The organism is Mesorhizobium kowhaii (assembly GCF_003253745.1).
Taxonomy (GTDB): domain Bacteria; phylum Pseudomonadota; class Alphaproteobacteria; order Rhizobiales; family Rhizobiaceae; genus Mesorhizobium; species Mesorhizobium kowhaii.
The window spans coordinates 251,396-277,160 of record NZ_MZXV01000056.1 but is presented as its reverse complement, the minus strand read 5'-3'; the positions used below and the strand labels follow the sequence as shown (position 1 = coordinate 277,160).

The 25,765-nt window shown below is 64.9% G+C and carries 26 protein-coding genes; 11 read left to right on the top strand and 15 right to left on the bottom strand.

Annotated elements, in window-relative coordinates:
• Window positions 1-65: 65 nt before the first annotated feature.
• Complete coding sequence (locus tag B5V02_RS26805; protein WP_111547219.1) at window positions 66-365, bottom strand: TFIIB-type zinc ribbon-containing protein; 300 nt, start codon at window positions 363-365, stop codon at window positions 66-68.
• Between the two features lie 318 nt (window positions 366-683).
• A complete protein-coding gene (locus tag B5V02_RS26800) occupies window positions 684-1,673 on the bottom strand; it encodes a zinc-dependent alcohol dehydrogenase family protein (protein ID WP_111547045.1) in 990 nt (329 codons plus the stop codon).
• A 103-nt stretch (window positions 1,674-1,776) separates the two neighbouring features.
• Here B5V02_RS26800 and B5V02_RS26795 point away from each other — a divergent pair, with 103 nt between their 5' ends.
• Window positions 1,777-2,679 (top strand): LysR family transcriptional regulator, encoded by a 903-nt coding sequence (locus tag B5V02_RS26795; protein ID WP_111547044.1) that lies wholly within the window; start codon window positions 1,777-1,779, stop codon window positions 2,677-2,679.
• 72 nt (window positions 2,680-2,751) lie between these two features.
• On the opposite strand, the gene B5V02_RS26790 is transcribed toward B5V02_RS26795, so the two are convergent.
• From B5V02_RS26790 to B5V02_RS26755, 8 genes are all read right to left on the bottom strand, one after another.
• Window positions 2,752-3,921 (bottom strand): substrate-binding protein, encoded by a 1,170-nt coding sequence (locus B5V02_RS26790; protein WP_111547043.1) that lies wholly within the window; start codon window positions 3,919-3,921, stop codon window positions 2,752-2,754.
• Window positions 3,922-4,003: 82 nt separating this feature from the next.
• Window positions 4,004-4,705 carry an ABC transporter ATP-binding protein gene (locus B5V02_RS26785; RefSeq protein WP_111547042.1) on the bottom strand — a complete coding sequence of 234 codons (702 nt, stop codon included), beginning with the start codon at window positions 4,703-4,705 and terminating at the stop codon, window positions 4,004-4,006.
• Window positions 4,706-4,707: 2 nt separating this feature from the next.
• Entirely contained in the window at window positions 4,708-5,412 is a 705-nt protein-coding gene (locus B5V02_RS26780; protein ID WP_111547041.1) for an ATP-binding cassette domain-containing protein, read from the bottom strand.
• The gene (locus B5V02_RS26775) at window positions 5,409-6,395 is read right to left on the bottom strand and encodes a branched-chain amino acid ABC transporter permease (protein WP_111547040.1); all 987 of its coding nucleotides are present in this window, start codon (window positions 6,393-6,395) and stop codon (window positions 5,409-5,411) included. The genes B5V02_RS26780 and B5V02_RS26775 overlap by 4 nt, the downstream gene beginning before the upstream one ends.
• Entirely contained in the window at window positions 6,392-7,309 is a 918-nt protein-coding gene (urtB, locus tag B5V02_RS26770; RefSeq protein ID WP_245446204.1) for an urea ABC transporter permease subunit UrtB, read from the bottom strand. The genes B5V02_RS26775 and urtB overlap by 4 nt, the downstream gene beginning before the upstream one ends.
• Complete coding sequence (locus tag B5V02_RS26765) at window positions 7,254-8,375, bottom strand: class II histone deacetylase (protein ID WP_111547039.1); 1,122 nt, start codon at window positions 8,373-8,375, stop codon at window positions 7,254-7,256. The genes urtB and B5V02_RS26765 overlap by 56 nt, the downstream gene beginning before the upstream one ends.
• A gap of 83 nt (window positions 8,376-8,458) precedes the next feature.
• Window positions 8,459-11,173, bottom strand: coding sequence for a winged helix-turn-helix domain-containing protein (locus B5V02_RS26760; RefSeq protein ID WP_111547038.1), 2,715 nt, complete (start codon window positions 11,171-11,173; stop codon window positions 8,459-8,461).
• Window positions 11,174-11,842 carry a GNAT family N-acetyltransferase gene (locus B5V02_RS26755; protein WP_111547217.1) on the bottom strand — a complete coding sequence of 223 codons (669 nt, stop codon included), beginning with the start codon at window positions 11,840-11,842 and terminating at the stop codon, window positions 11,174-11,176.
• Window positions 11,843-12,023: 181 nt separating this feature from the next.
• Here B5V02_RS26755 and B5V02_RS26750 point away from each other — a divergent pair, with 181 nt between their 5' ends.
• The 4 genes from B5V02_RS26750 to B5V02_RS26735 are packed head-to-tail and all read left to right on the top strand — an operon-like array spanning window position 12,024 to window position 16,370.
• Window positions 12,024-13,325: an ArgE/DapE family deacylase gene (locus B5V02_RS26750; protein ID WP_167458670.1), complete on the top strand. Its 1,302-nt coding sequence runs from the start codon at window positions 12,024-12,026 to the stop codon at window positions 13,323-13,325.
• Window positions 13,322-14,380: a phosphotransferase gene (locus B5V02_RS26745; RefSeq protein ID WP_111547036.1), complete on the top strand. Its 1,059-nt coding sequence runs from the start codon at window positions 13,322-13,324 to the stop codon at window positions 14,378-14,380. Before B5V02_RS26750 ends, B5V02_RS26745 begins: the two co-directional genes overlap by 4 nt.
• Entirely contained in the window at window positions 14,381-15,697 is a 1,317-nt protein-coding gene (locus B5V02_RS26740) for an aspartate aminotransferase family protein (RefSeq protein ID WP_167458669.1), read from the top strand.
• Between the two features lie 16 nt (window positions 15,698-15,713).
• Window positions 15,714-16,370 (top strand): GntR family transcriptional regulator, encoded by a 657-nt coding sequence (locus B5V02_RS26735; protein WP_111547035.1) that lies wholly within the window; start codon window positions 15,714-15,716, stop codon window positions 16,368-16,370.
• A gap of 8 nt (window positions 16,371-16,378) precedes the next feature.
• Here the strand turns inward: B5V02_RS26735 and B5V02_RS26730 are convergent, their stop codons facing one another.
• The 5 genes from B5V02_RS26730 to B5V02_RS26710 are packed head-to-tail and all read right to left on the bottom strand — an operon-like array spanning window position 16,379 to window position 21,129.
• The gene (locus B5V02_RS26730; protein WP_111547034.1) at window positions 16,379-17,683 is read right to left on the bottom strand and encodes an NAD(P)/FAD-dependent oxidoreductase; all 1,305 of its coding nucleotides are present in this window, start codon (window positions 17,681-17,683) and stop codon (window positions 16,379-16,381) included.
• Window positions 17,680-18,663: a branched-chain amino acid ABC transporter permease gene (locus tag B5V02_RS26725; protein ID WP_167458693.1), complete on the bottom strand. Its 984-nt coding sequence runs from the start codon at window positions 18,661-18,663 to the stop codon at window positions 17,680-17,682. Before B5V02_RS26725 ends, B5V02_RS26730 begins: the two co-directional genes overlap by 4 nt.
• Entirely contained in the window at window positions 18,660-19,568 is a 909-nt protein-coding gene (locus B5V02_RS26720) for a branched-chain amino acid ABC transporter permease (protein ID WP_111547032.1), read from the bottom strand. The genes B5V02_RS26725 and B5V02_RS26720 overlap by 4 nt, the downstream gene beginning before the upstream one ends.
• Window positions 19,565-20,332: a branched-chain amino acid ABC transporter ATP-binding protein gene (locus tag B5V02_RS26715; RefSeq protein WP_111547031.1), complete on the bottom strand. Its 768-nt coding sequence runs from the start codon at window positions 20,330-20,332 to the stop codon at window positions 19,565-19,567. The genes B5V02_RS26720 and B5V02_RS26715 overlap by 4 nt, the downstream gene beginning before the upstream one ends.
• The gene (locus tag B5V02_RS26710; RefSeq protein ID WP_111547030.1) at window positions 20,329-21,129 is read right to left on the bottom strand and encodes an ABC transporter ATP-binding protein; all 801 of its coding nucleotides are present in this window, start codon (window positions 21,127-21,129) and stop codon (window positions 20,329-20,331) included. Before B5V02_RS26710 ends, B5V02_RS26715 begins: the two co-directional genes overlap by 4 nt.
• A 126-nt stretch (window positions 21,130-21,255) precedes the next feature.
• Here B5V02_RS26710 and B5V02_RS26705 point away from each other — a divergent pair, with 126 nt between their 5' ends.
• The 6 genes from B5V02_RS26705 (at window position 21,256) to B5V02_RS26680 (ending at window position 25,654) form a co-directional block, all read left to right on the top strand.
• On the top strand, window positions 21,256-21,990 hold the full coding sequence (locus tag B5V02_RS26705; protein ID WP_111547029.1) for a GntR family transcriptional regulator: 735 nt from the start codon (window positions 21,256-21,258) through the stop codon (window positions 21,988-21,990).
• Entirely contained in the window at window positions 21,987-22,469 is a 483-nt protein-coding gene (locus tag B5V02_RS26700; protein WP_111547028.1) for a DUF3830 family protein, read from the top strand. Before B5V02_RS26705 ends, B5V02_RS26700 begins: the two co-directional genes overlap by 4 nt.
• A 1-nt stretch (window position 22,470) precedes the next feature.
• The gene (locus B5V02_RS26695) at window positions 22,471-22,824 is read left to right on the top strand and encodes a TIGR04076 family protein (RefSeq protein WP_111547027.1); all 354 of its coding nucleotides are present in this window, start codon (window positions 22,471-22,473) and stop codon (window positions 22,822-22,824) included.
• Window positions 22,821-23,876 (top strand): aldo/keto reductase, encoded by a 1,056-nt coding sequence (locus tag B5V02_RS26690; RefSeq protein WP_111547026.1) that lies wholly within the window; start codon window positions 22,821-22,823, stop codon window positions 23,874-23,876. The genes B5V02_RS26695 and B5V02_RS26690 overlap by 4 nt, the downstream gene beginning before the upstream one ends.
• On the top strand, window positions 23,873-24,301 hold the full coding sequence (locus B5V02_RS26685) for a DUF4440 domain-containing protein (RefSeq protein ID WP_111547025.1): 429 nt from the start codon (window positions 23,873-23,875) through the stop codon (window positions 24,299-24,301). The genes B5V02_RS26690 and B5V02_RS26685 overlap by 4 nt, the downstream gene beginning before the upstream one ends.
• 93 nt (window positions 24,302-24,394) lie before the next feature.
• Complete coding sequence (locus B5V02_RS26680) at window positions 24,395-25,654, top strand: ABC transporter substrate-binding protein (protein WP_111547024.1); 1,260 nt, start codon at window positions 24,395-24,397, stop codon at window positions 25,652-25,654.
• Window positions 25,655-25,765: the final 111 nt, after the last annotated feature.

Sequence of the window (25,765 nt, the reverse complement as noted above, 5' to 3'; positions counted from 1 at the left end):
GACCTTTATCGATGCGGTTTCGGAAGTTTTCAGCAAACGGTGCCCGGGTACCGGGCGTCATGCGGTCAATCGAACAACTCTTCGAAGAATGATTTCTTCCGCTTCGGATAGCGGTGGTTCTGCGAACGGGGATAATCGTCGCCGCCGCCGTGGCCATGTTGCGGCTGGGAGAATGCTGCCGGGTGAGGTTGCGGTGCGGGCGCCGCGTCCCTGCCGGAACGCTCGATTATCTTGTCGAGTTCCCCTCGATCAAGCCAGACGCCGCGGCACTGCGGACAGTAATCGATCTCGATACCCTGGCGTTCGCTCATCACGAGCGCGACGCGGCAGGAGGGGCAAACCAAACCAAGGAGGGAAGATGTCATGCGGGGCTCCGAACCGAAAAGGAATGAGCCCGCTTGACCGAAAAGGATGGAAACGGGCCCGTTACAGCGGTCCGACATCACAATCGCCCAAAAGCGATAGTCAGAGGGGCCCGGCCCGCATGCAACAACTAGGAATGCAGAGCCGCGCCTTCAAGGGTGATGTTGCCTGCAAGAATGATTTGTTTCGCCATCGCAGGCTTTGGTCTTGTCGGAGTGCGGCTGGGGCCGGCATATTCGGCCGGAGTGCCGCCACGCAACATGATCGTGTCTTGAGCGCGGCGGTCTGATGCCTGAGCTGATGACGGGGAAGGTTGGCGCTCAAACCGTCACAACGATTTTGCCGAACTGCTCGTTCGATTCCAGAAAGCGATGCGCCTCGACGATCTGCTCGAACGGGAAAGTTCTGTCGATGATCGGCCTCAGCGCGCCGGTCTCCAGGCCTTCGAGGATGAAGGCCTTTGCTGCCTCCAGCTTCGCCGTGTTGCCGGTGATCTCGTGGACGAGATAGCCGCGCAGCGTCAGCGTCTTGGCCAGCACGACGGACAGCGGGAACGGCGTCGGCTCGCGGCTGAGGCCGCCATATTCGATGAGAATGCCGCCCGGCGACATCGCCGCCGTCAACGGCTCGAAGATCGGCCCGCCGATCGCATCGAACACGACGCGCACGCCTTGCGGCCCGGCGATCTCGTTCAGCCGTGCCGCCAGATCCTCCTCCGCCGAGGCCACGACATAAGCCGCGCCGGCGTCGAGCAGGGCCTGCTTCTTCGCCGATGTCCGCGTCACTGCGATCGCGATCGCGCCGACCCTGTTGGCGATCTGGATCGCGGCAAGCCCGACACTGCTCGATGCCGCGGTGATCACCACGACATCTCCGGCGTGCAGCCTGGCGATATCGATCAACGCGCCATAGGCGGTGAGATATTGCATCCAGATCGCCGCCGCCGTTTGCCAGTCGAGCGATGACGGGTGCTTGACGACGAGCCCGGCGGGATAGGTTGCAAGCTCGCCATAAGCGGGCCAGCGGATCATCGATTGCGGCGGGATGATGCTGACGCTGTCGCCTGGCGCGAAGTTCTTCACGCCTTCGCCCACCGCCTCGATGATACCAGCCGCTTCGAGGCCAAGCCCCGAAGGCAGCGTCGGCGTCTCGATATAGGCACCCGCGCGCAACAACGCCTCGGCGCGATTGAGGCCGAGCGCCTTGACGCGGATTTGAACTTCGCCCGAACCCGGTCGGGGAAGCTCGACATCCTCGATGCGCAGGACTTCGGGGCCACCATGCTGGTGGAAGCGAACAAGACGTGCCATTCGGTCTACTCCAAATTATTTGAACTGAATGAGCTATGCAGACAAAGATTCGCGGCAATAAATGGCTGTGCAGATAGAACAGTAAAAACCAGGAGTTCCGAATATGGATCGGCTTGAGAGCATGGCCGTGTTCGTCAAGGCGGTCGACCTCGGCTCGTTCGCGGCCGCGGCAATCGCGCTCGACCTGTCCGGACCGATGGTCGGCAAGCATGTCCGGTTTCTCGAGGAACGGCTGGGCGTGCGGCTGCTCAACCGGACCACGCGCCGGCAGAGCCTGACCGACTTCGGCCGCGCCTACTATGAACGCTGCCGGGTCGTGCTGGCCGAGGCCGACGCGGCCGATGCGCTCGCCGCCGACCAGTTCACCGAACCGCGGGGAAAACTGCGCGTCACCATGCCGGCGCATTTCGGTCGCCACTGCGTGACACCCGTGCTGCTGCGGCTGGCACGGCAATATCCGATGCTGGAACTCGACCTATCGCTCAATGATCGCTTCGCCGATCTCGCCGACGACGGCTACGATCTTGCCATCCGGACCGGTGCCCTGGACGACAAGGCCGGAGTGATCGCGCGCCGCGTCGCGCGCCAGGGCATGGTCGTCTGCGCTGCACCCTCTTATCTCCAGCGCCACGGCGAACCACGGCGGATCGAGGATCTCGCCGACCATCAGGCCATCGTCTACCGCCGGCTTGGCCAGGTCGTTCAGCCGTGGCTGTTCGTCCGCGAGGGGCAAACCGCGCAGGAGATCATGCCGACCGGCCGGCTGCGGCTCGACGATCTCGATGCCATCGCCGATGCCGCGGTCGAAGGCATGGGCCTTGCCTGGTTGCCCTATTGGCTGGTTCGCGAGCGCATCGAGGCCGGCGCGCTGGCGGCACTGTTGCCGGATCAGCCGCGATATCTCTACGACTGTTATGCGCTTTGGCTGCAGACACCGCATCTGCCGTTGAAGGTCCGGCTTGCCGTCGATGCGCTTGCGGCTGCCTTGCCGAAATCGATGGCCTAACCGCAGCGGTGCCATCGGAAGTTCTGCGCGGCTCAGGCCACCTTGCGGTGCCTGAGCTGCGCAGCTAGTTCGCTACAGTTTGCAGTAAGGCGTCACCGGTGCGATGACGCCGAAATCCCTAGCGATCTCGTAGCCGATGCCATCTGCCACCGCCTTGCCGACATAGGAATGGCAGAGCGTGTGGTTGTTGGTGGCGTCGACGCGGATCTTGCCTTGCGGCGCATCGAACTCGATCGATGGCAACGCCGCCAGCACATCGTCGTCCTTCAGCGATCCGGCCTTCTCGGCGGCCAGCGCGTAGAGGTGCAGGCCGTTGTAGCCGGCCTCGCCAATGCCGTTGACCATCTTCTCCTGGCCGAACTTTTCGCGGAAGCTCGAGATGAACTTCTTGTTGACCGGGTTGTCGAGCGCCATCCAGTAGGGCTGTGGCGCGTAGGTGCCTGCAGCCACGCCGGCCGGCAGTGCATCCTTGTTGAAGACCTCGTCGAGCGGTGCGATCAGCGGCTGCTTGATGTCGAAGCTGCGATACTGCTTGAGCTGGGTGACGGCGTCGTTGCCCACCACCATCGACCAGACGACATCGGGCTTCAGCGACTTGATCTTCTGGAAGGCCGGACCGAAATCCGTGGTGCCGAACGGATAATAGTCGGCGCCGATGATCTTGCCGCCGGCCTTCTCATAGGCCGCCGTGATCGCTTCGGTCATCTTCTGCGGCCAGGCATAGTCGGAGGCCATGACATAGATCGTCTTGCCGAGGTTCTCGGCCACCCACGGCATCATCGGGTCGACCTGCTGCATCGGGATCGGGCCGGTGGCGACGAAGTAGCGGTTGCATTCGCCGCCCTCGAAATTGGTCGGGTAGAAGAACAGCTTCTTGGCCTTCGCGGTCACCGACAGCGTGGCACTACGCTCGGGCGAGATGATCGTGCCCATGATCACGTCGACCTTGTCTTCGTTGATGAGCTTGCGTGCCTTGTCGATCGCGCCCTTGGTCGTGGTCTGGTTGTCCTCGATGAACAATTCGACCTGGCGGCCGCCAATGCCATTGGCGGCGTTGAGTTCGGCGGCGGCCAGCTTGTAGCAATTGAGCAGCGTCTCGCCGAGGATCGCCTGCAGTCCGGTGATCGGGATCGACAGGCCGACCTTTACGGTGTCGGCGGCGCGCAGGATTGACGGCGCGCCGACCATTGCGAAGGCGGCCGCGGCGCCGCCCGATTTCAAAACAGTTCTTCTGCTTATCATTTTTGTGTTCCCTTCCAGTTCCAGGCGCGCCCCATGCACGCCTTACAAAGCCAACAGGTCCCAGGCGCGCTTCAGGCGCGCCTTATAAAGCCAACAAATCCTTGAGCAGGGTCTCGTCGGCGAACGCCTCCGGCGCGCCTTCGTGCACGATCCTGCCCTTCTCCATCACCAGGCAGCGGTCCGCCGCCTTGAGAACGAGATCGAGATTCTGCTCGACGAGAACGATCGCGATGCCGCGTTCGCGGGCGATGCGCGGCACCAGCTCGGCGATCGACTGCACGATGTTCGGCTGGATGCCTTCCGAGGGTTCGTCAAGCAGCAGCACCGATGGCAGGCCGCACAGCGCGCGGCCGATCGCCAGCATCTGCTGCTGGCCACCCGAGAGCGTTCCGGCGACCTGCGCTTCGCGTTCGCGCAGGATCGGGAAATAGCCGAAGATGTCGGTCGGAATGCCGCCGTCGCCACGCTCCTTGGCGGCGCGGGTGCCGACTTCCAGATTCTGCCGCACGGTCAGCTGGTTGAAGATGCCGCGACCCTGCGGCACATGCGCGATGCCGGCCCGCGCCCGGCGGAAGGCCGGAGCATTGGTGAGGTCCTGGTCGCCGAGAACCACGGCGCCGCCACTTGCCCGCAAGGCGCCAGCGATGACGCGCAGCAGCGTCGTCTTGCCGGCGCCGTTGCGGCCGAGCAGGCCGACGACTTCGCCCGGCGCGACGCTGAGGTCGATGCCGTTCAACACCGGGAGCAGGCCGTAGCCGGCCGAGATCGCTAGTGTCCGCAGCATGGTCAGCGCCTCCCCAGATAAACGTCGCGGACCATCTCGTCGGTCTCGATGTCGTGGAAAGGACCGCTGCGCAGCCGGCGCCCCTGATGCAGCACCAGCGTTTCGCAATTCAGCGCCCGCACGAAGCGGATGTCGTGTTCGACCGCGACGATCGAGAACTCGCCCTTGAGCCGCAGCAGCATCTCGGCCGTCGCCAGTGTCTCCTGCGGCGTCATACCGGCGGTCGGCTCGTCGAGCAGGAGCAGCCGCGGCTCGATCGCCAGCGCCATGCCGATCTCCAGCCATTGCTTCTGGCCGTGCGCGAGTTCGCCGGCCAGTGTGGCGGCACGATTGGTGAGCGCAACCAGCTCCAGCAACTCAGCGACCGGGCGGACCGGTGAGGGCGCGCCCCACCGCGCCACCTTCAGATTGTCCTCCACCGACAGGCTGGGGAAGACCGACGGGATCTGGAACTTGCGGGCGATGCCGAGCCGGGCGATGCGGTGCAGCGGCAGGCCGGCTATATCGCGGCCGCGAAAGCGCACGCTGCCGCTGGTCGGGCGCAGCGTGCCGGTCAGCACGTTAAGGAACGTGCTTTTGCCGGCGCCGTTCGGCCCGATGATGCAGCAAAGCTCCTTGTCGCGCACGGTGAGATCAAGCGCCTCCAGCGCTTGCAGCCCGCCAAAGCGGATACCGACATTTTCGGCCTGGAGCAGGACGTCGCTCATTGCGCGCGCCTCCGGCCTTTGAACAGGCTCTTCAGCCGCGCGTAGATCGACAGGATGCCGTCCGGTAAGACGAAGACGATGACGACGAAGACACAGCCGAGCAACAGCGGCCACAGGCTCGGGTTGAAGCTGCTGATCGTCTGCTGCGCCCGCTGGATGAAGATGGCGCCGAGCACCGGACCAAGCAGCGTGCCGCGCCCGCCGACAGCCACCCAGACGATGACTTCCGTCGACAGAAGCAGCCCGGAAAGGTCCGGCGCCACCAGCCCCGCCATGCAGACATAGAGGGCGCCGGCAAGTCCGGCGATGGCCGCGGACAGGACGAAGGTGACGAGCAGCCGCAAGGGTGCGTTGTGGCCAAGTGCTGCCGCCCGGACCTCATTGTCCTGGATGGCGGTGAGCACCGTGCCCCAGCGCCCGCGGCTGATCGACCACAACGCCAGCACGGCCACCGCAACGATGGCCGAGACGAAGATATAGGAGGGCAGGTCCTGGCTGAGATCGACAGGCAGCCCGGCAACATCGAACTCGATCGGCGGAATGCCGATCAGCCCGCTGTCGCCGCCAGTGACCGAGCTCCAGGAGACCGCCGCCTGCTGACAGATGACGCCCATCGCCAGCGTGACGATGGTGAAATAGCTGCCACGGATGCCGCCGAAGAACAGGAAGTAACCGATGATCGCGGCGACGAAAGCCGCGCCAGCGACCGCGCCGGCAAGGCCGAGCAGGCTGGCAAAGGGGATGGCGTCGTTGAGCGTGACCAGCGCCATGATGTAGCCGCCAATGCCGAAAAAGGCGGCGTGGCCGAAACACAGAATGCCGGTGCGACCCCAGAAGAAGTCGAGGCTTGCCGCGAACAGGCCGAAGATCAGTGCGTCGCGGATCACCGTCAGCTGATAGCCGTCGGCAATGAACGGATAGAGGATAGCCAGCGCCACGCAGACGACGAAGATCAGCAGCCAGTTGCGGTCCCGGGCGATCATCGCGACGCCCCGTTGAACAGGCCGTTGGGCCGCAGCCGCACGGCGACGATGGCCGCCAGCAGCACGATCGCTTGCGCCAGCGATGGCGATATCTGGTAGTTCAGAACACTCGTCAGACCGCCGACGAAAACACTGCCGGCGACGAGGCCGCCGATCGAGCCGACGCCGCCGACGATGACGACGAAGAAGGCATTGGCGAGATAGTTCACCCCCATCTGCGGCAGTACGATCGCCAGCGGCGCGACCAGTCCGCCGGCGAGGCCCGCGATTGCCGCGCCGAAGGTGAAGGCGATGGCATAGGTGCGCCGCGTGTTGATGCCGACGCCCTCGGCCATTTCACGGTTCTGGATGACGGTGCGGATATCGAGGCCGAAGGACGTTCGGCTGATCAGCAGGACGACGCCGAGCAGGGTCAGCGCGGCGATGGCGATCAGGATCAGCCGGTAGGCCGGATAGACGGTGAAGACGAGATCGAGCGTGCCTTCGATCGGCGGTGTCACCGGCTTGGCGCCGAGACCGAAGGTCAGTTCCAGCCCTTGCTGCAGGATCAGGCTGACGCCCCAGGTGGCGAGCACGGTCGAGACCGGCCGCGAATAGAGATGGCGGATGATGGCGAACTCGAGGATGCAGCCGACAACCGCGCCGGCGATGGGCGCAGCGGCCAGCCCCAGCCAGAAGGAACCGCCCATGCTCTGGACGAAATAGACCGCGAAGGCGCCGACGGTGACGAACTCGCCATGCGCCAGATTGGTCACGTTCATCAGTCCGAAGCTGATCGCCAGCCCGAGGCCGACCAGCATCAGGATGCTGATCAGCGTCAGCGCATTGAGGAGCGTGGTGACGACAAAATCCATCGCGTCAGGCCGCGCCGGCGAGGCGTTGGCGCAGGCCGGCGAGCAGGCCTTCGGCGGCATCGATCACATCGGCCTGATGCGGCTGCAGATTCTGCCCGGCCCATTCGTCGATATGGTCCGACAGCGGGTCGACCACTTCGGTACGATGATTGGCCAGCGTCTCGATGACGGCATGGCCGCAGAACGGCACATAACCTTCGGAATAGCCGCCCTCATGGCTCATGATCAGGCGTCCGTTCGACGTCTCCGCGGCCAGCGCCACCATGCGTGCGGCAAGGCGCCGGAAGCACTCGCTGTTGAGCATCATGCGGCCGAGCGGGTCGAAACCCGATGCGTCGAAACCGGAAGCGACGATGACGAGGTCCGGCTTGAAGGCGCGCAGCGCAGGGGCGATGACGCGGTCGAAAGCCAATTCATAGGCGCCGGTGCCGCTGCCCGCCGGCAACGGGATGTTGATGTTGTAGCCTTCGCCGGCGCCTTTGCCGTTGTCGGCCAGCGCACCGCGCCCGGTCGGATAGAGATTGTCCTGATGTACGGACATAGTCAGCACCGACGGGTCGGAATAAAACACCGTCTCGGTGCCGTTGCCGTGATGCACGTCCCAATCAACCACCGCCGCGCGGCCAAGCAAGCCTTCATGCTGCAGCCGGCGCACGGACACGCCGATGTTGGAGAACAGGCAATTGCCCATCGCCTGGTCTGGCTCGGCATGGTGCCCCGGCGGCCGCGCCAGCGCATAGGCGTTGTCGACCCGGCCGGTCAGCACGGCGCGCATGGCGGCATAGGTGGTGCCGGCCGACAGCAGGGCGATGTCGAAACTGTTGAGGCCGATCGGCGCCTGCGGGCCGGCGAAGCCGGAACCGCGCTCACTGAGCATTCTGATATCGTCGACATGGCGTTGCGTATGCACGCGCAGCAGGTCCTCGACCGAGACCGGCTCGGGAATGATCGGCACGAGGTGGCGCGACAGGCCGCTGACCTGGATCAGGTTGTTCAGCCGACGCTTCGAGCCGGGCGATTCCAGATGCCGGCCAGGTTCCACAAAACGGCCGGGAGGCATCATGTCGGCGCTGGAGCCGGTGTCATGCCACATCAGCTGTTCGTGAAAAACGTAGCCTGTCGCCATCCGCAGCGTCCTCTAAAAACCAGGTGACGCTAGCAGGCTAACGATGACATGGCCCGACCCGAAAGAGGGGTTGTGCCAGTTATCTATGCCCCTCCTTTCGGAGGGGTGTGGAGGTTTGCGGAGCCTTGCGCGGCACGCACGGCCTGGACCCGGTTGCTCACCGCCAGCTTGCCGAAAATGTTTTTGAGATGCCACTTCACCGTCGTTTCGCTGACCGACAGGGCAAGCGCGATATCGCGGTTGGACATGCCTTCGGTGAGATAGCGCAGCAGCTCGGCCTCGCGCTGGGTGAGGTGTTCCTTCTCGGCGGCTGGCGTGGCCGGCTTGCGCGTCGCCACAGGCGTCGTCTGCGCGGCATCGATGATGCGCGTGGCGTAGGCTGACAGCGCCGGATCGGTCTTTGCCTGTGCCGCACGCAGCCGCATCAACCCATCGATAACGGGCCTTCCCTCATCGACGAAGGAGCGGATGAAGCCAGAGGGGTGGGCGAGGCGCAGCGCCTCGAGCAGATAGCGGTCGGCCTCGTGTGGGTCATGGCCGGCACTCTTGGCGCGCAGGATCAGCGCCAGGATATGGCGGCGCATGCGCCCGCTGTTTTTCGTTCGCTCCAGCAGCGCGTCGAAGACACCGGCGGCCGCGGCATAGGATTTCTCCGCCGTCAGCAGTCTGCCCTCGGCGAAGAACTCGAATTCGTTGGCGACAGTGGGAGTGGTCTCGGCCCGTTCGCTGCGATGCTCATTCAACAAGGCGCGCGCCTCGGCGCTGCGGTTCTGGTCGAGCAGCAGCCTGACGCGATCATGCACGAGCACCGAAGCGAGGCGGCGATACACGGAGCCGCGCACACGTTGGTAGACGCGCTCCAGCATATCGAGCGCGGCCTCCGTGCGACCGGTCAGCTGCAGCACGCGGGCATAGGTCGGCACGCTGGCGAGCGGATAGACGATGACCGCTGCCCCCTCGATCAATGGCCCGAGATTCTCGACCAGCGTCAGCGCCTCGCCCGACGCATTGGTCTCGTAAGCGAGTTCGGCAAGCAGCGTGCCGGCCAGCGCTTCGGCGTAGGAATTCGGGCCGATCCGCGCCCTGGCCTCGGCGATTGCGTCGCGCAGCAGCCGTTCGGCGGCGGGCAAGCGACCGGCCGAGCGCTCGATGACGGCCATGTAGCAATTGGCAATGGTGACGCCGAGCAGGCTGCCGCTTCGCTCATGCGCCTTGCGCGCCGCGTCCACCGCCGCGCGTGCGCCGTCGAGGTCGCCCAGCGCATAAAGATTGTAGCCGATGACATTGGCCGTCGCGCCTTCCATGAACCAGGCATCGGGTGCGATGACGCGCAGGGCCGCCAGTGCCGTGTCGCGCGCCTGATCGAACTGCTCCAGCGTGCTGTGCACGGCAGCGGCGAGCACCACGAGTTCGGCCTCGATCGTGGTGCCGGTCAGCGTGCCGGGGTCATTGCTGTCAGCCGGCCCGGTCTCGACCAGCTTGCGCGCATTGTTCAGCGTCTGTTGGGCAAGCTCGGGTTGGCTGCTGTGCACCGCAAGCCACAGCACGACCAACTGCAGCCGGATGCGCTGGTCGATCAGCTTTTTGGGCAGCAGCGCCAGCAACTGGCGCACATAGAGAAGCTGGCACTGGGCAATGAGGTCGAGCGCGTTGTTTTCGACGAACACCGCCGCGCGGGCCTGGTCGCCGGCGGCGAGCGCATGCCCGATCGCCTCGGTCAGCATCTTGCGTTCGCCAAACCATTCGGCGGCCGCCAGATGCAGCGGCGCGATCATCTCCGGTTCGCGCCGTTCCATCTCGCGGCTGAGGAAGTCGCGGAACAGATGATGATAGCGGAACCATCGACGCTCCTCGTCAAGCGGCACCAGGAACAGATTGCGCGTCTCGATTTCGGTGATCGCCGCCTCGGCATCCGCCGCCCGCATCACCGCTCGGCAGGCCTCGGCGCTGAATCGTTCGAAGATCGAACTGTAGAGCAGGAATTTTGCGATCGCCGGCGGCAGTTCCAAAAACACTTCCCCCATCAGGAAGTCGGCAACGTTGCGGTTGGCGCCGGTGAAATTGCCGATGACAGTTTCGGGCGCATGCGCAGCACCGAGCGACAGCGAGGCGAGCTGCAGGCCGGCGGCCCATCCTTCCGTCCGCGAACACAAGGTCTCCACAGTGCTACTGCTGACGCTCAAGCCCAGCTTATCGTTGAAGAACGCCTCCGCTTCGGAGGAGGCGAAGCGCAAATCGTCGGGGCCGATTTCGCAGACGTCGCCCAGCACCCTGAGCTTGCCGAGCTGCAGGTCGGGCAGGCTGCGCGAGCCGATGACGAAGGCGACGTTTGCCGGCGCCTGCCGCGTCAGGCGTTCCATGAACCGCTTCACCGCCGGCGCTTCGATGGCGTGGTAGTCGTCGAAGAACAAGGTGATGTCGGCGTCGCGCGCCGCCAACCCCGCAACCAGCGCGGCGAGCACCACATCCAACTGCGGGATCGGGCTCGACTGGAAGGCGAGGTCGAGTTCCGCCGGGCTCTGCACGAGGTGGCGCAGCGCTCCCACCAGATGCGACAGGAAGGCGCCTTCGTCATTGTCTGATACCTCGCAGGACAGCCATGCGGTCAGCCGGCCGAGGCGCGCGGCTTCCGCAGCCCATTGCGCCATCGTCGTCGACTTGCCGAAGCCGGCGGGCGCGGCGAACAGCACGATGCGGGTATCGATATGCCGCTCCAGCGTCGACAGGATGGTCTCGCGACGGACCCATCGGCGGTGATGCGGCGACGCGTGCGGAGTGGGTTGCGGAGCTGTTCTCATCTAGGCTCGCGCAACCTGTCGGTTCTCTGGACCGCGGGTGCTCCACTCGGCTTCGATCAGCGGAATCTGCGGCGCGGCATTGCGCGGCAAGGTTCCCTTTATCCGGGGATCGTCGACGATTTCAAAACCGGTCGCGAAGGGCACGAAACCGCAGGCGCTGTAGAAACCGATGACGCTGTGATGATCGAAGCTGCTTGTGTGCAGCCAGATGCGGCTCGGATCGAGGCGCCATGCCAGCTCGAGCGCCCCGGCCATCAGCCGCTTGCCGAAACCGCGGCCAGTCAATGAGGGGAACAGGCCGAAATAGATGATCTCGATTTCGTTGCTGTCGGCGACGAAGAATTCGACCATGCCAAGATGCACGCCGCTTTCATCGTAGCCGTAGTAGAGATGCTGACGCGGATCGGCGAATTGAGTTGCGATCTCGGCGTCGGACATTTCGGACACGCGGTCCCACAGCCAGGGCGCGCCGATCTCCAGGAACATCGCCCGATACGAAGCGCAGTCGGGCATGGTGATGCGGGTCATGGCCAAGGGTTTTGCGAGAGCGGGCTGCGGCGCGCGCGCCTCCATCCACGTCACGGCATTGGCGAGCTTGCCCGCCGGCAGGCGCCGGTAGCCAATGGCGAGATCGGTGATTTCGGCGGGCATCGTATCTTCGGTGATCAACGCATTCCTCTTGGTGTCTGCCCGATAGCAGTATCGGCTTGCGGCCGCTGATGCCAACAGCGCGAATGAACTGACCAGAGGCGGCTGGGCGTGGATCGGATTTTTTGGCGCCGCTGCCTCTTGCATTTCACAGAAATGGCATATGAGATATGATACACCATTCGAATGGAAGTGAAATATGATGCCTGAGCGGATTGCTGACGAGGCCATTCTCAGCGCGGTCGACGACGGCTTCGCGCGACAGGTCGCGTTCCTGGCCGATCTCGTGCGCTTTCCCTCGCAGCGCGGCGAGGAACACGCGGCGCAATCGTTCATGGCGGCCGCCTATGAGGCTGACGGCTATGCGGTCGACATGTGGCGCGTCGATGTCGATGCGATTCGCGACCTGCCGGGTTTTTCACCTGTGGCGGTTTCCTATGACGACGCCTTCAATGTCGTTGCCACTCATACGCCGAGAAACGCGACCGGCCGCTCGCTGATCCTCAATGGCCATATCGATGTCGTGCCGACAGGACCGCTCGACCGCTGGGCGCGCGATCCCTACGATCCGGCGATCGAGGACGGCTGGATGTATGGCCGCGGCGCCGGCGACATGAAGGCTGGCCTGTCCGCCTGCCTCTATGCGCTGACCGCATTGCGCAGCCTCGGCTATCAGCCGGCCGCGAAATTGTTCCTGCAGTCGGTGGTCGAGGAAGAGTGCACCGGCAATGGCGCGCTCGCTTGCCTGCAGCGCGGCTATCGCGCCGATGCCGCCTTCATCCCCGAGCCGTTGGAACCAAGGCTGATGCGGGCGCAGGTCGGGCCGATCTGGTTCAGGGTTGAGGTCGACGGTGATCCGCAGCACGCGTCAGGGGCTTTTTCCGCCGGCGCCAATGCCATCGAAAAGGCATTCGCCATCATCCAGGCGCTGAAGCAGCTCGAAATCGTCTGGAACGCGCGCAAGGTCGATGACCCGCATTTTTGCGGCCACCCGCACCCGATCCGCTTCAATCTAGGCAAGATCGAAGGCGGCGAGTGGACATCGAGCGTTCCGGCGCGCTGTGTCTTCGAGATGCGGGTCGCGACCTATCCCAGCCAGAAGTTAAGGGATGCCCGGGCCGAAATCGAGGCCTGCATCGCCGATGCGGCGTGCGCCGACGCGTTCCTGGCCAACCGCCCGCCGCGCCTCACCTACAATGGCTTCATGGCCGAGGGCTATGTGCTGCAAGGAGCGGACGAGATGGAAGCCGTGCTGCGCCGCAGCCATACCGCTGTCTGGGGCGAGCCGTTGAAGGAACACGTCACCTCGGCGACGACCGATGCGCGCTTCTTTGGCCTTTATGCCGACACGCCGGCGATCGTCTATGGCCCGATCTGCCGCATGCCGCATGGCTATGACGAGGCCGTCGATCTGGATTCCGTGCGCAAGGTCACCCAGACAATCGCGCTGTTCATCGCTGACTGGTGCGGCCTCGAACCCATCGATCCCGAGGCCAGGCGATGAACGCGGCTGTGCCTGACGCTTTCGGCGACACACTGGCCGAGGATGCGCCTGACGTCTCTGCAGCCGATGCGCTGGCCATCCTGCGCCGGCACTACGGGCTCACCGGCACCGCGCGTCCGTTGCCGGGCGAACGCGACCACAACTTCCACATCCAGACGGACGGTGAGGGTGAGTTCGTCCTCAAAATCTCGCATCCGGCGGAAGAGGCCGGCTTCACCGACTTCCAGAACAAGGCGCTCGATCACATCCTTGCGGTCGACCCGACCTTGCCGGTTCCCTCGGTGCGCAAAAGCCTGCAAGGTGAAGCGCAATTCGCGGTCGGCGTCGGTGGATCGGCGCCGCGCATCGTCCGGCTGGTCACCTATCTGCCCGGCCAGCTGCTTTCGCGCTCGCCCACATCGGCGGCGCAGGATCGCAATCTCGGCATCTTCCTTGCCCGCCTTGGCCGCGCGCTGCGCGGCTTCTTCCACCCGGCCGCCGGCAGCGACCTGCTCTGGGATATCCGCAAGGTCGCCAAGACGCAGCCGATGCTGGCGCACATCGCTGACCCCAGCCGGCGGGCGATGGTCGAGCGTGCGATCGACGCCTTCGAGGAGCATGCAGCGCCGGTCATCCCGAAATTGCGCGCGCAGATCGTCCACAACGACATGAACTCCTACAATGTGGTGATGGATGCGTCGCGGCCGGAAGTGGTCAGCGGCATTCTCGACTTTGGCGACATGATCCACTCGCCGCTAATCTGCGATCTCGCCATCGGCGCCGTCTATCGCTGGCCGGCCGAAGGTCATCCACTGGCGCCGGCGGCGCGCTTCGTCGCCGGTTACCAGTCGGTGCAGCCGCTCGAGGCCGAAGAAGTCGGCATCCTCTTCGATCTGATCCGCGCCCGCCTTGCGCTCATCGCCAACATCGCCAGCTGGCAGGCCGAGCGCTTCCCGGCCAAGCGCGAGTATGTCCTGCGGCTCGCCACCGAAGTCTGGGCATCGCTCGAACGGCTGGACGAGCTGTCGTCCACTGACGCCCGCCGTTATTTTCTCGACAATTCCAATCCGGAGTAGATGCTCGTGCCCCAATCCTCGCCTGCAGATGCCTTTGCCGATGCCGGCGCGTCGGCAAAAGAGCGTGCCCTGCTCGAGCGCCGCGCCAGGCTGCTTGGCCCGACCTACCGCGCCTTCTACCGCAACCCGATCCATCTGGTGCGGGGCAGCGGCGTCTGGCTCTACGATGCCCAGGGCCGAAAATTCCTCGACGCCTACAACAATGTCGCCTCGGTCGGCCACTGCCATCCGCGCGTCGTCGAGGCGCTGTCGGGGCAGGCGGCGACACTCAACACGCACACACGCTATCTCAGCGAGATCATCCTCGATTACGCCGAGAAGTTGCTCGGCACCTGTCCGGCCCATCTCGGCCACGCCATGTTCACCTGCACCGGCAGCGAGGCCAACGACCTTGCCATCCGCATAGCACAGCATTCCAGCGGCGGCACCGGGGTGATCATCACCGACTTCGCCTACCATGGCGCCACGATCGCGACTGCACAATTGTCTCCGGCCGCGGTCGGGGTGAAAGCGGTGCCCGCGCAGCACCGCACTGTTGCGGCGCCGGATACGTTCCGCGATCATGGCCGGGCCGCGCGCGATTTCGCCAGGAATGTCACCACCGCCATCGACGACATGCGCGCGCAGAACGTCCGTCCGGCCGCACTGCTTCTCGACTCCGCGTTTTCCAGTGACGGCATCTTCTTTCCCGATGCGGCGGTGATGCGCGAGGCAGCAAGCCTCGTTAGAAAAGCCGGCGGCATCGTCATTGCCGATGAGGTTCAGTCCGGCTTCGGCCGGCTCGGCCAGGGCATGTGGGGTTTCGCCAATTATGGCATCGAGCCTGACATCATCACGATGGGCAAGCCGATCGGTGACGGGCATCCGATGGGCGCGGTGATCGTGCGGCCGCAGCTTGTCGCCTCCTTCGGCTCGAACACCGGTTACTTCAACACCTTCGGCGGCAATCCGGTCGCGGCCGCCGTCGGCATCGCCGTTCTCGAGGTGATCGAAGGCGAGGGCCTGATCGAGAATGCGCGCATGGTTGGCGCCTATACGGGCGAGCTGCTGCGCGCCCTGCAGAGCCGGCATGACGCGGTCGCCGACGTCAGGCACAACGGCCTCTATTTCGCCGTCGAGTTGACGGCGGAGGGCGACGAGGCTCTGGCCGCCACCAAGACATCGGCGGTTGTCGAAGCCATGCGCGAGGACGGCGTGCTGATCTCCTCCTGCGGTCCGCGCGGCAATGTGCTGAAGATCAGGCCGCCGCTGCCCTTTGCCAGGGACAATGCCGAGCAACTGGCCGAGACGCTCGATCGCGCACTGTCGAACAGGTGATCGGAGCGGGCCGCGCATGCTGAAGCTCGAACATCAAACCCTGAACGACCGCGCCTATGGCGCGCTCAAGCAGGAATTGATTTCCGGCGGCTTCAGCCCGGGCCAGACACTGGTCATCCGCAAGCTCGCCGAGACGTTCGGCATATCCACCACGCCGATCCGCGAGGCGCTGCAAAGGCTCGTCGCCGAGCGGCTGCTCGAGATGCAGAACAACCGCTCGGTCATCGTGCCCTTGCTGTCCGCGCCAGCCTTCGAGGAACTGACGCGCATCCGCATCGCCGTCGAGGGACTGGCGGGCGAGATGGCCGCGTCGCGGATGACGGAAAGCGGTCTGGTCGATATCAAGGCTGCGCTCGCCGGTATGCAGCAAGCCATCGAGACCGGTGACGCAAAGGCCTATCTCGCGCTGAACGAGGCCTTCCACTTCGCCATCTACCAGCATGCCGGCGCGCCGATCCTTTTGAATATGATCCGCGACCTCTGGGGTCGGGTAGGGCCGTATCTCAAGCTGCTGATGCAGGCCGATCGCTACGTTCCGCAGTCGAACGATGCGCATCGCCAGATCGTCGCCGCGCTGGAGCAGCGCGGCGGTCCCGCGGTCCGGACTTTCATTGAAGAGGACATCACTGTAGCGGCTGCTGTTCTGTCGGCAAACCTTGGCGCGGCCACGTGACGGTCCGCCTATCCCGTCTCGTCCATCCGGTCGCGCAGCATGCTCCAGCCGAGCAGCAAGTTGGGTGCGTGCCGCAGCAAGGCGTGGAACGGGATCGGTGCCGGCAGCGCAAACGGTAGTGGCAGATCACGGGCATCGGTTCCAGCCGCCCAGTCGGCCAGTACCTTGCCCATCGCCGTCGTCATGGCAATGCCGCGCCCGTTGCAGGCGCGACCGGCGATGAGCCCCGGCCCAAGGTCCAAGAGGTGCGGCAGGAAATCCGGCTCGACCGCGGCCATTCCCGACCAGCTATAGGCAAGCGGAGGCAACTCGGGCAAATCAAGATGCCTGGCGAGCCGTCGCCAGATCCTCTGCGGCACGCGCGCATCGGCACCGGCACCAAGGATATGCATGCCGCCGCTGATCAGCCGGTTCTCGCTGTCGAAGCGGAAGGTGAAGAGATTGCGCCTGGTGTCGCCGACGCCTTGCCCGCCGGGCAAGAGACGGGTGCGGATTTCCTGCGGCAGCGGTCCTGTCGCGATCTGGAAAACCTTCAGCGGAAAATAGGTTCGTTGCAGCAACGGATTGAGCGACCCCCCATAGGCGTTGGTGGCGACCAGCACCTTGCCGGCGAGCACCGAGCCCGATGGCGTTTTCAACGCCCAGCCATCCGTCGTGCGATCGACCGAGGTGACGCGCGTATGCTCGAAGATGCGCGCGCCGGCCTTCTCGGCCGCATCGGCCAGCCCACGCGCGTATTCGACTGGATTGAGCACGCCGCCCGAACGATCCATCCAGCCGCCGACATAACCCCGCGCACCGGTCAGCGCTTCGACCTCCTGCCGGGCCAGGGTAACGGCCGGCCGGCCGCGCTGCGCCCATTGCCCGGCGCGGGATTTGACCTTCTCGAACGCGGCGGGCGAATGCGCCGGCTGGATCCAGCCGCTCTGCACGGCGTCACAGTCGATGCCGTGCCGGCGGATCAGGCCGAAGACCAGATCGGCGCTGCCGGCGGCGAAATCAATCAGCCTCTCGCCGCGCCCGGGTCCGAGATGGGCGAGTATGTTGACCGGGTCCATCTTGGCGAAGTTCGGCACGACGAAGCCGGCATTCCTGCCGGTCGCGCCCCAAGCGATGAATTCGGCTTCGAGAACGGCAACGGAAAGCCCTTTCCCGGCGGCGTGCAGCGCTGTCGAGAGGCCGGAAAAGCCGCCGCCGACTATGGCGAGGTCGACATCGAGCCCGCCTTGCAGCGCCGGCCGGTCACGGTGGTTGCGGCTGACAGCATGCCAGAGCGAAGCGTCACGCGCTTCCTGCCGGACCACGGCATTCATGACTGGGAATTGCTCTTGGCCGCAGCTGCCTTCGCCCGCTTGCCGAACCATGGCCGCCGCGGTCTGTCCCCGAACAGGCCGTTCGGCCGGATCAGCAGGATGACGCAGAGCATGACGCCGATGGCGGCGATCTGCAGCGCGGCGGCGCGGGCCTGCTGCTCCGGCGGGAACAGGACGCTGGTCAAGGTGCCCGATCCAGCCCATATCGCCCAGACCAGGATGCTGCCGATGACGGCGCCGAGATTGCTGCCCGAGCCGCCGACGATCAGCATCACCCAGACCTGGAAAGTCAGGATCGGCAGGTAATTGTCCGGCGCGATGAAGCCGGTGAAATGCGCCTGCAGCGCGCCCGCCAGCGCCATGATGGCGCCACCGACGGCAAAGGCCTGGACGCGGTAAAAACGCGCGCTCTTGCCCAAAGAGATCGCTGCCCGCTCGTCTTCCCGCAACGCCTTCAGCACCCGCCCCCAAGGGCTGCGCGACAGGTGCTCCAAGGCGAGATAGGCGATCAGCGTCACCGCGCAGACCACGGCAAGGTTGGACAGGTTGAAGAGCAGCGGCGTCTCGGCGAGGCTGCCGAACGGGCGCGGGATGAAACCGATGCCGAACGGGCCGCCGGTCAGCCTCTGCGCGTTGAGCGCGACCAGTTGCACGACGACGGCGACGCCGAAGGTGGTGATCGCCAGATAGTCGGATCGCAGACGCAGCGTGGCCATGCCGGTGAGCGCGGCGGCGATGCCACCGACGGCCATGGCGCCGAGCCAGCCGACGACGATCGGCAGGTCGAAGCCGCCGAGCCTCGCGACATCGTCGGGTGTCGTCAGCAGTGCGGATGTATAGGCGCCGATGGCGACGAAGCCGGCGAGGCCGACATTGAACAGCCCGGTCAGCCCCCACTGCAGATTGAGCCCCAGCGTGACCAGCGAAAAGATCAGCGCGGTGGTCAGGAAGAAGGCGCCGTAGCCGAGCAGGTCCATCAGCGTTCCCTCACACCAAACAGGCCGATTGGTCGCACGAACAGCACCGCCATCAGGATGATGAAGGAGACGGCGGCGCGCCATTCGGCGCCGATCAGCTGCACCGCGCCGGCCTCGGCGAGCCCGATGATCAGGCCGCCGAGCACGGCGCCGGGAATGCTGCCGATGCCGCCGAGAATGGCGGCGGCGAACATCGGCAGCAGCATGTCGAAGCCCATGAACGGGCGGATCTGCACCAGAATGCCGATCATCACGCCGGCGACGCAGGCCAGCGCGCCGCCGATGATCCAGGTGACGCGCACCACGCTGGCGACGTCGATGCCGACGATGCGGGCCAGTGCCGCGTTCTGGCTCAAGGCCTGCATCGAGCGGCCGGTCTGGGTGCGCGTCATCAACAGATGCACGCCGAGCACCAGCACGGCGGTCAGCAGCAACAAGGTGATCTGGTCGGGTGTGATGCGGATGCCGAAGCCGACCGGCATGGCGATCTGAATCGCCCGGCTGAAATAGGTCGGCCGCGAGGTGAAGGTGAATTCGAGCAGGCTTCTGAGCGCCATCGAGGCGCCGAAGCTCGCCATCACCACGATGATGGCCTGGCCTTGCGAGCGCAACCGCGCGAACAGCACCTTGTCGAGCAGCAGCGCCAAGAGGGCGGTGAATGCCATGCCGATGACCAGTGCGACAATCAGCGGCCAGCCGAAGGACAGCGGTCCGATCGGCGCCACCTTGCCGACCATCGCGCCGATGGCGCTGACGACGGCCAGCGTCGCATAGGTGCCCCAGGCCATGAAGTCGCCATGGGCGAAGTTGGAAAAACGCAGGATCGAATAGGTGAGCGTCACGCCGATGGCGCCGAGGCCGATCATCGAGCCGGTCAGCAACCCGTCGACGATGAATTGCAGGCTCATGCCGCGCCTCCTTTCCCGGTCTGCGACGTCTTTTCTGCCTTGAGGGGGCGCTGGCCAAGATAGAGTTCGGCAACCACAGGGTCGTTCCACAGTTCGGAGGCGACACCTTCGTGCCGGTCCTTGCCTTCGACCAGCACATAGGCGCGATCGCCGATGGCAAGTGCTGCCTTGGCATTCTGTTCGACCAGCAGGATGGTGACGCCGGATTTACGAATGCCGGCCAGCATCTCGAACACCATCGACACGAATTTCGGCGACAGGCCGGCCGACGGCTCGTCCAGCACCAGCACCTTGGGGTGGACGATCAGCGCCCGCGCGACGGCGAGCATCTGCCGCTGTCCGCCCGAGAGGTTGCCGGCGGCGGTTCGCCGCTGGCGGATGAGGTCGGGGAAGGCGGCATACATCTCCTCGATGCGGGCAGGGATTTCGGGTCGTTCGAGGATGCCGCAGGCGACCTTCAAATTGTCCTCGACCGACATCAGCGGGAAGATGTTTTCGGTCTGCGGCACGAAGGCAAGACCGAGGCGCACCATGGTGTGCGCCGGTGCGGCGGTGATGTCGTTGCCGTCCAGAAACACCGTGCCGCCGGTGATCGGGACGAGGCCGGCGATCGCCTTGATGAAGCTCGACTTGCCGGCGCCGTTGGGGCCGAGCACGACGACAATCTCGCCCTTGCCGACGGTGATCGAGGCGCCGCGCACGATCGGTACGCCGGGCTCGTAGCCGGCCTCGAGATTGCGGACATCGAGGACGATTTCGCTCATGCCGCGCCTCCGAGATAGGCCTCGATGACGCGCGGGTCGCGGGCGACCTGTTCCGCCGTGCCTTCGCTGAGCAACTGGCCGCTCGCCATGACGAGGACGCGATGGCAGAGCCGCGTCACCATGTCGATATTGTGCTCGATCAGCAGGAAGGTGATGCCGCGCGCGTTGATATCGCGGATGCGGTCGATGATGACCTCGAGCAGCGTTGCGTTGACGCCGGCCGCCGGTTCGTCGAGCAGGATGATCGCCGGGTCGGCCATCATGACGCGGGCGAGTTCGAGCAGCTTGCGCTGGCCGCCGGAAAGCACGCGCGCCGGCTCATGCGCAAGATGGGTAAGGGTGACGAGCTCCAGCAGTTCGAGCGCCTTGGTCCTGGCGGCTCTTTCCTGCGCCGCCACCCGCCACGGTGTGACGAAATTGGCGAGCAGTCTCTCGCCGGCCTGGCCCTGTGCCGCCAGCATGATGTTTTCGATCAGCGTCAGATTGGGCAGCGGGCGCGGGATCTGGAAGGTGCGGCCAAGACCGCGACCGATGCGCAGATGCGCGGCTTCCCCCGAAACGCGCGTGCCGTTGAGAAGGATATCGCCGCTGGTCGGCAGGGTGCTGCCGGCAAGCAGATCGAACGTCGTCGTCTTGCCGGCGCCGTTCGGCCCGATCAGGCCGAGGATTTCTCCCGCCCTGACGTCAAACGAGACATCGTTGACGGCGACAAGGCCGCCGAACCGCCTGACGACGTTCCTTGCCGTCAGAACCGGCGCACGGGTCTTCTGCCCCTGCTGTTCCGCTGCCTCGCTCATCAAACCCTCTGGCCGAAGACGATCGTTGCCGTCTCCTGATTTTTGATTTGTGATCACACTTGCTTTGATCACGCTATTCGGCTTTAATTTCGTCTGCAAGCCGAAAACCGCCAAGACCGGAAATCCATGCAAAAGGCTGCCATCGAAAGGAACAATGAGGCGATCGCGGCCCAGCTTGCGCCGGTCGGCCGCGAAACCGTGCAGGATCGCGTCTATTCGGAATTGCGCCGCGCCCTGATCGGCGGCCTGTTCGAGCCAAGCCAGGTGCTGACCATCCGTGGGCTCGCCGATGCGCTGGTGACGTCGACCATGCCGGTGCGCGAGGCGCTCGGCCGGCTGATCACGGAAAAGGCGCTGGAGGCGCTGCCCAACCGTTCGGTGCGGGTGCCGCCGATCACGCTGGAACGCCTCGACGATCTCTTGCGTGCCCGCATCCTCATCGAAGGCGAGGCCATCGCGCTGGCCGCCGCTCGTATGGGGCCGCGCCAGATCGCCACCATCGAGACCATTCTCGGCGAATGGGACGAGATGCGGGCGTTGAAGCACAAGAAGGATGTCGATCGCGAAGTGACGCTCAACCAGAGTTTTCATTTCGAGATTTACCGTTCCTGCGGCTCGGCCGTGCTGATCCCGATGATCGAGAGCCTGTGGCTGCAATCAGGCCCCTGCATTCGTGTCGCCATCTACGCCTTCTCGGAAGCCGGCGAGGTCGACACCGCCCAGTATCACCGCCGCATCGTCACGGCGCTGGCCACGCAGGATGCGCAAGCAGCGCGGGAATCGCTGGTCGCCGACATCAGCCGGCCCTTCACCTTCCTGCGCAGCAAGCTGCAATCCGCCGCCGCGAAAGACCAGACATGACCGCCATCAGGATCACCGAGCCGCGCTCGCAGCTTTCCGTCACGGCGCTGTTGCTGCCGGAGAAGGCGCCGGAAAACGCCGCCTTTCTCAAGGCATATCTCGGCACGCCACGCGTCGTCCCGGGCATCCATGCGATGTGGACGGGGCCGGAAATCTCCTGTCCGGTTCCCGCTGCCGATCTCGAGGGCCAGCCCTATGCCAGGCCCTTGCCGGCGGAGAACGCGACGTTGACACCGCAGCCGGGCGACATCGTGCTGTCCTATGTGCCACCGCGCATGTGGGGCGGCAATCCCAATGCGATCTTCGACATCGGGCTCTATTACGGGCAGGGCGCGCGCCTGCTGTTCCCGATCGGCTGGCTCGCCGGCAGCGTGGTGGCGCAAGTGCGCGCCGAAGAGCGCGATCGGTTCGCCGCCGCCTGCGGCGTCATCCGCCGCAACGGCGCCTGCGACGTCACCTTCAGCCTGGTGGAGGTCTGAAATGGCTGACGATAGTTTCGAACTCTTCGATCTTCGCATCGAGGCGGTCATTCCTGAAGGCAAGCCGATCTATTGCGGCGCCAAGGCCGGCGACTATTTCGAGCTCAAGGGCGAGATGCTGTCGATGCCGGCCCGCCAGGGCTTTTCGATCTATTCGATATCGGCCGTGTTGCCGCTGCTGGCAGCCAAGCAGCGCCCCAGCCACCCGAACGACTGGATGACCTCGGACGCCGAGATCGCTTGTCCCGATCCCAATTGCGCCAGCCGGCTGAGGATCGTCAGGACCGGCAAGCGGCGGTTCAGCCATGCCGAGACCACGGCCGTGCCGCTGCCGAAGCCGAGAGACGACAAATGAGTGCCAAGACCTTCGAACTCGGCCCCGGCTACACGATCTCGCGCGTCATCCGCGGTGGCTGGCAATTGGCCGGCGGCCATGGCGCCATCGACCGCCAGCAGGCGGTGACCGATCTGATCGCCACCTTCGATGCCGGCATCTGGACCTATGATTGCGCCGACATCTACACCGGCGTCGAGGAGCTGATCGGCGCCGCGCGCCTGCGACTGGCCAGCGAGCGCGGCCTCGACGCCGCCGCCAGGATGAAGGTGCACACCAAGCTGGTGCCCGACCTCGAACGGCTGGCCGGCATCAGCCGCGACTACATCAGGAGTATCGTCGACCAGTCGCTGCGGCGGCTGAAGACCGAGCGGCTCGATCTCGTGCAGTTCCACTGGTGGGACTATGCGCAGCCGCGCTATGTCGAGGCGATGGGCTGGCTCAATGAGCTTCGGCTTGAGGGCAAGGTGCGCAATCTCGGCACCACCAATTTCGACACGCCGCGGCTCGCCGAAATCCTCGCCGCCGGCATCCCGCTGGTCAGCCAGCAGTTGCAATATTCGGTGCTCGACCAGCGGCCGGGCAACAGCCTTGCCGCACTCGCCGCGAAGAACCGCGTCAGCTTCCTCTGCTACGGCTCCGTTGCCGGCGGTTTCCTCAGCGACAAATGGCTAGGCATGGCCGAGCCTGCCACGCCGCTCGAAAACCGCTCGCTGGTCAAATACAAGCTGATCATCGATGACTTTGGCGGCTGGGACCTGTTCCAGCAACTGCTTCAGGCGCTGAAGGCCGTCGGCGACCGCCATGGCGTCGACATCGCCACCGTCGCCAGCGCCTGGGTGCTGGAGCAGCCGCAAGTGGCGGCCGTCATCGTCGGTGCCCGCAACCAGGCGCATGCGCTTGCCAATGCTGGCATCATGGACGTTGCGCTCGACGCCGAGGACCGGGCGCGGATTGCCGCCGTCATCGCACAGGGCTCCGGGCTTGAAGGAGATGTCTACACGCTGGAGCGCGACCGCCACGGCCGCCACGGTTCGATCATGCACTACAACCTCAATGCGGGGAAACAATGAGCGGCGAGCCTTCCCTGTTTTCACGCGCCAGCGCCGAGGTCGTCGACCTGCATCGCTTTTTCGTCGACTGGTTCGTCGCCGCGCGCGCCGGCAAGGCCGACTTCAGCCGCTTCGAGCGCGTCATTGGCGACGGCTTCGCCATGGTCGCGCCGGACGGCCAGGTCCTCGATCGCGCCGCGGTCGTCGATCATGTCCGCACCAGCCGCGCCACTTGCGACGACGGCTTCGCCATTTCGATCGAGGACATCCGCCCCGGCTGGCAGGGCGGGGACACGATCGTCGTCCTCTACGTCGAGGCGCAGCTGCGCGGCGGCAAGCACAACCGTCGCCAATCGAGTGCCGTCTTCACCACCAGTTCATCGGCGCCCAACGGTGTCGAATGGCGACATCTGCAAGAAACCTGGCTGCAGGTGCCGGAACGCTGAACAGGAGCATCGGGCCAAAAAGTGCGAAGGTAAATCCGATGCGCAGACAAAGAGACATGTAATCCAGTTCGTGTAGCTCAAAGGGGAACAACAATGAGAAAGACGATACTCCAACTCACCACCGCGCTCGCTCTCGTGACGATGGCCGGCGTAGCGCAGGCCGCCGATTGCAAGATCACCGTCGGCCTCGTCATGGAACTGACCGGCCCGGCCGGCGAATACGGCCAGGCCGGCGCCAAATCGGTCGAGATGGCCTTCCGTGACATCAACGCCGCCGGCGGCGTGCGCGGCTGCGACCTGGCGACCGACACCCGCGACAGCCAGAGCCAGGGCAACATCGCGGTCGACGCCGCCACCCAGCTGGTTCAGGTCAAGAAGGTCCCGGTCATCATCGGCGGCATCATCTCGTCTGTGTCGATCCCGATCCTGACCTCGGTCACGGCACCGGCCAAGATCGTCCAGGTGTCGCCGGCTTCGTCATCGCCGACGCTGACCGCGCTTGGCCGCGATGGCAAGACCAACGGCATCTTCTTCCGCACCATCACCTCGGATGCGTTGCAGGGTGTCGCTGCCGCCAAATACGCCGTCGACAAGGGCTTCAAGAAGCTGTCGATCATCCATGTCAACAACGACTTCGGCGTCAACATGGTGGCCGAATTCTCGCGCGCCTACAAAGCGCTCGGCGGCGCCATTGTCTCCGACACGCCTTACAACGAAAAGCAGTCGAGCTATGCCTCGGAAGTGACGGCGGCGATGGCCGGCGAGCCGGACGGGCTCTATCTCGTCAGCACGCCGGTCGACGGCGCAACGGTTGCCCGCACCTGGATTTCGCAAGGCGGCGTGCAGAAATTCCTGCTCAATGACGGCATGAACAGCCCGGACTTCATCGAGTCCGTCGGTGCCGATTATCTGAAGGAAGCCTATGGCACGTCGTCCGGCACCAGCCCGACCGCCTCCACCGACTATTTCATGAAGAACTACAAGGAATTTTCCGGCATCGAGCCGTCCAATCCGGCGGCCGACCGTTCCTACGATGCCGGCGCCATCGTTGGCCTCGCCATTGCCATTGCCGGCTCCGAGGATCCGACCAAGATCAAGGATGCGATGTACAAGGCGGTCGACCCGGCTGGCACGCCGATCTTTGCCGGCAAGGACGAGTTCGCCAAGGCACTCGGCCTGATCAAGGACGGCAAGCCGATCCGCTACGAAGGCGTCATCGGCCCGGTCGCCTTCGACAAATATGGCGACATCACCGGTCCGTTCCGCCTCTGGAAGATCGTCGACGGCAAGGTGACGACCGACGGTGAAATGACCACCGACGACGTCAACGCGCTGCAGGCCAAACTTCAGTAAGACAACCTACCGTCCGGCGTCGATCCGATCTCAACGCGATCGATGCTGGACGGTCGGCCTGTCCTGCATTGTCGCAACCGGTCATGCGGACGATGGTGCTTGCACGGACAG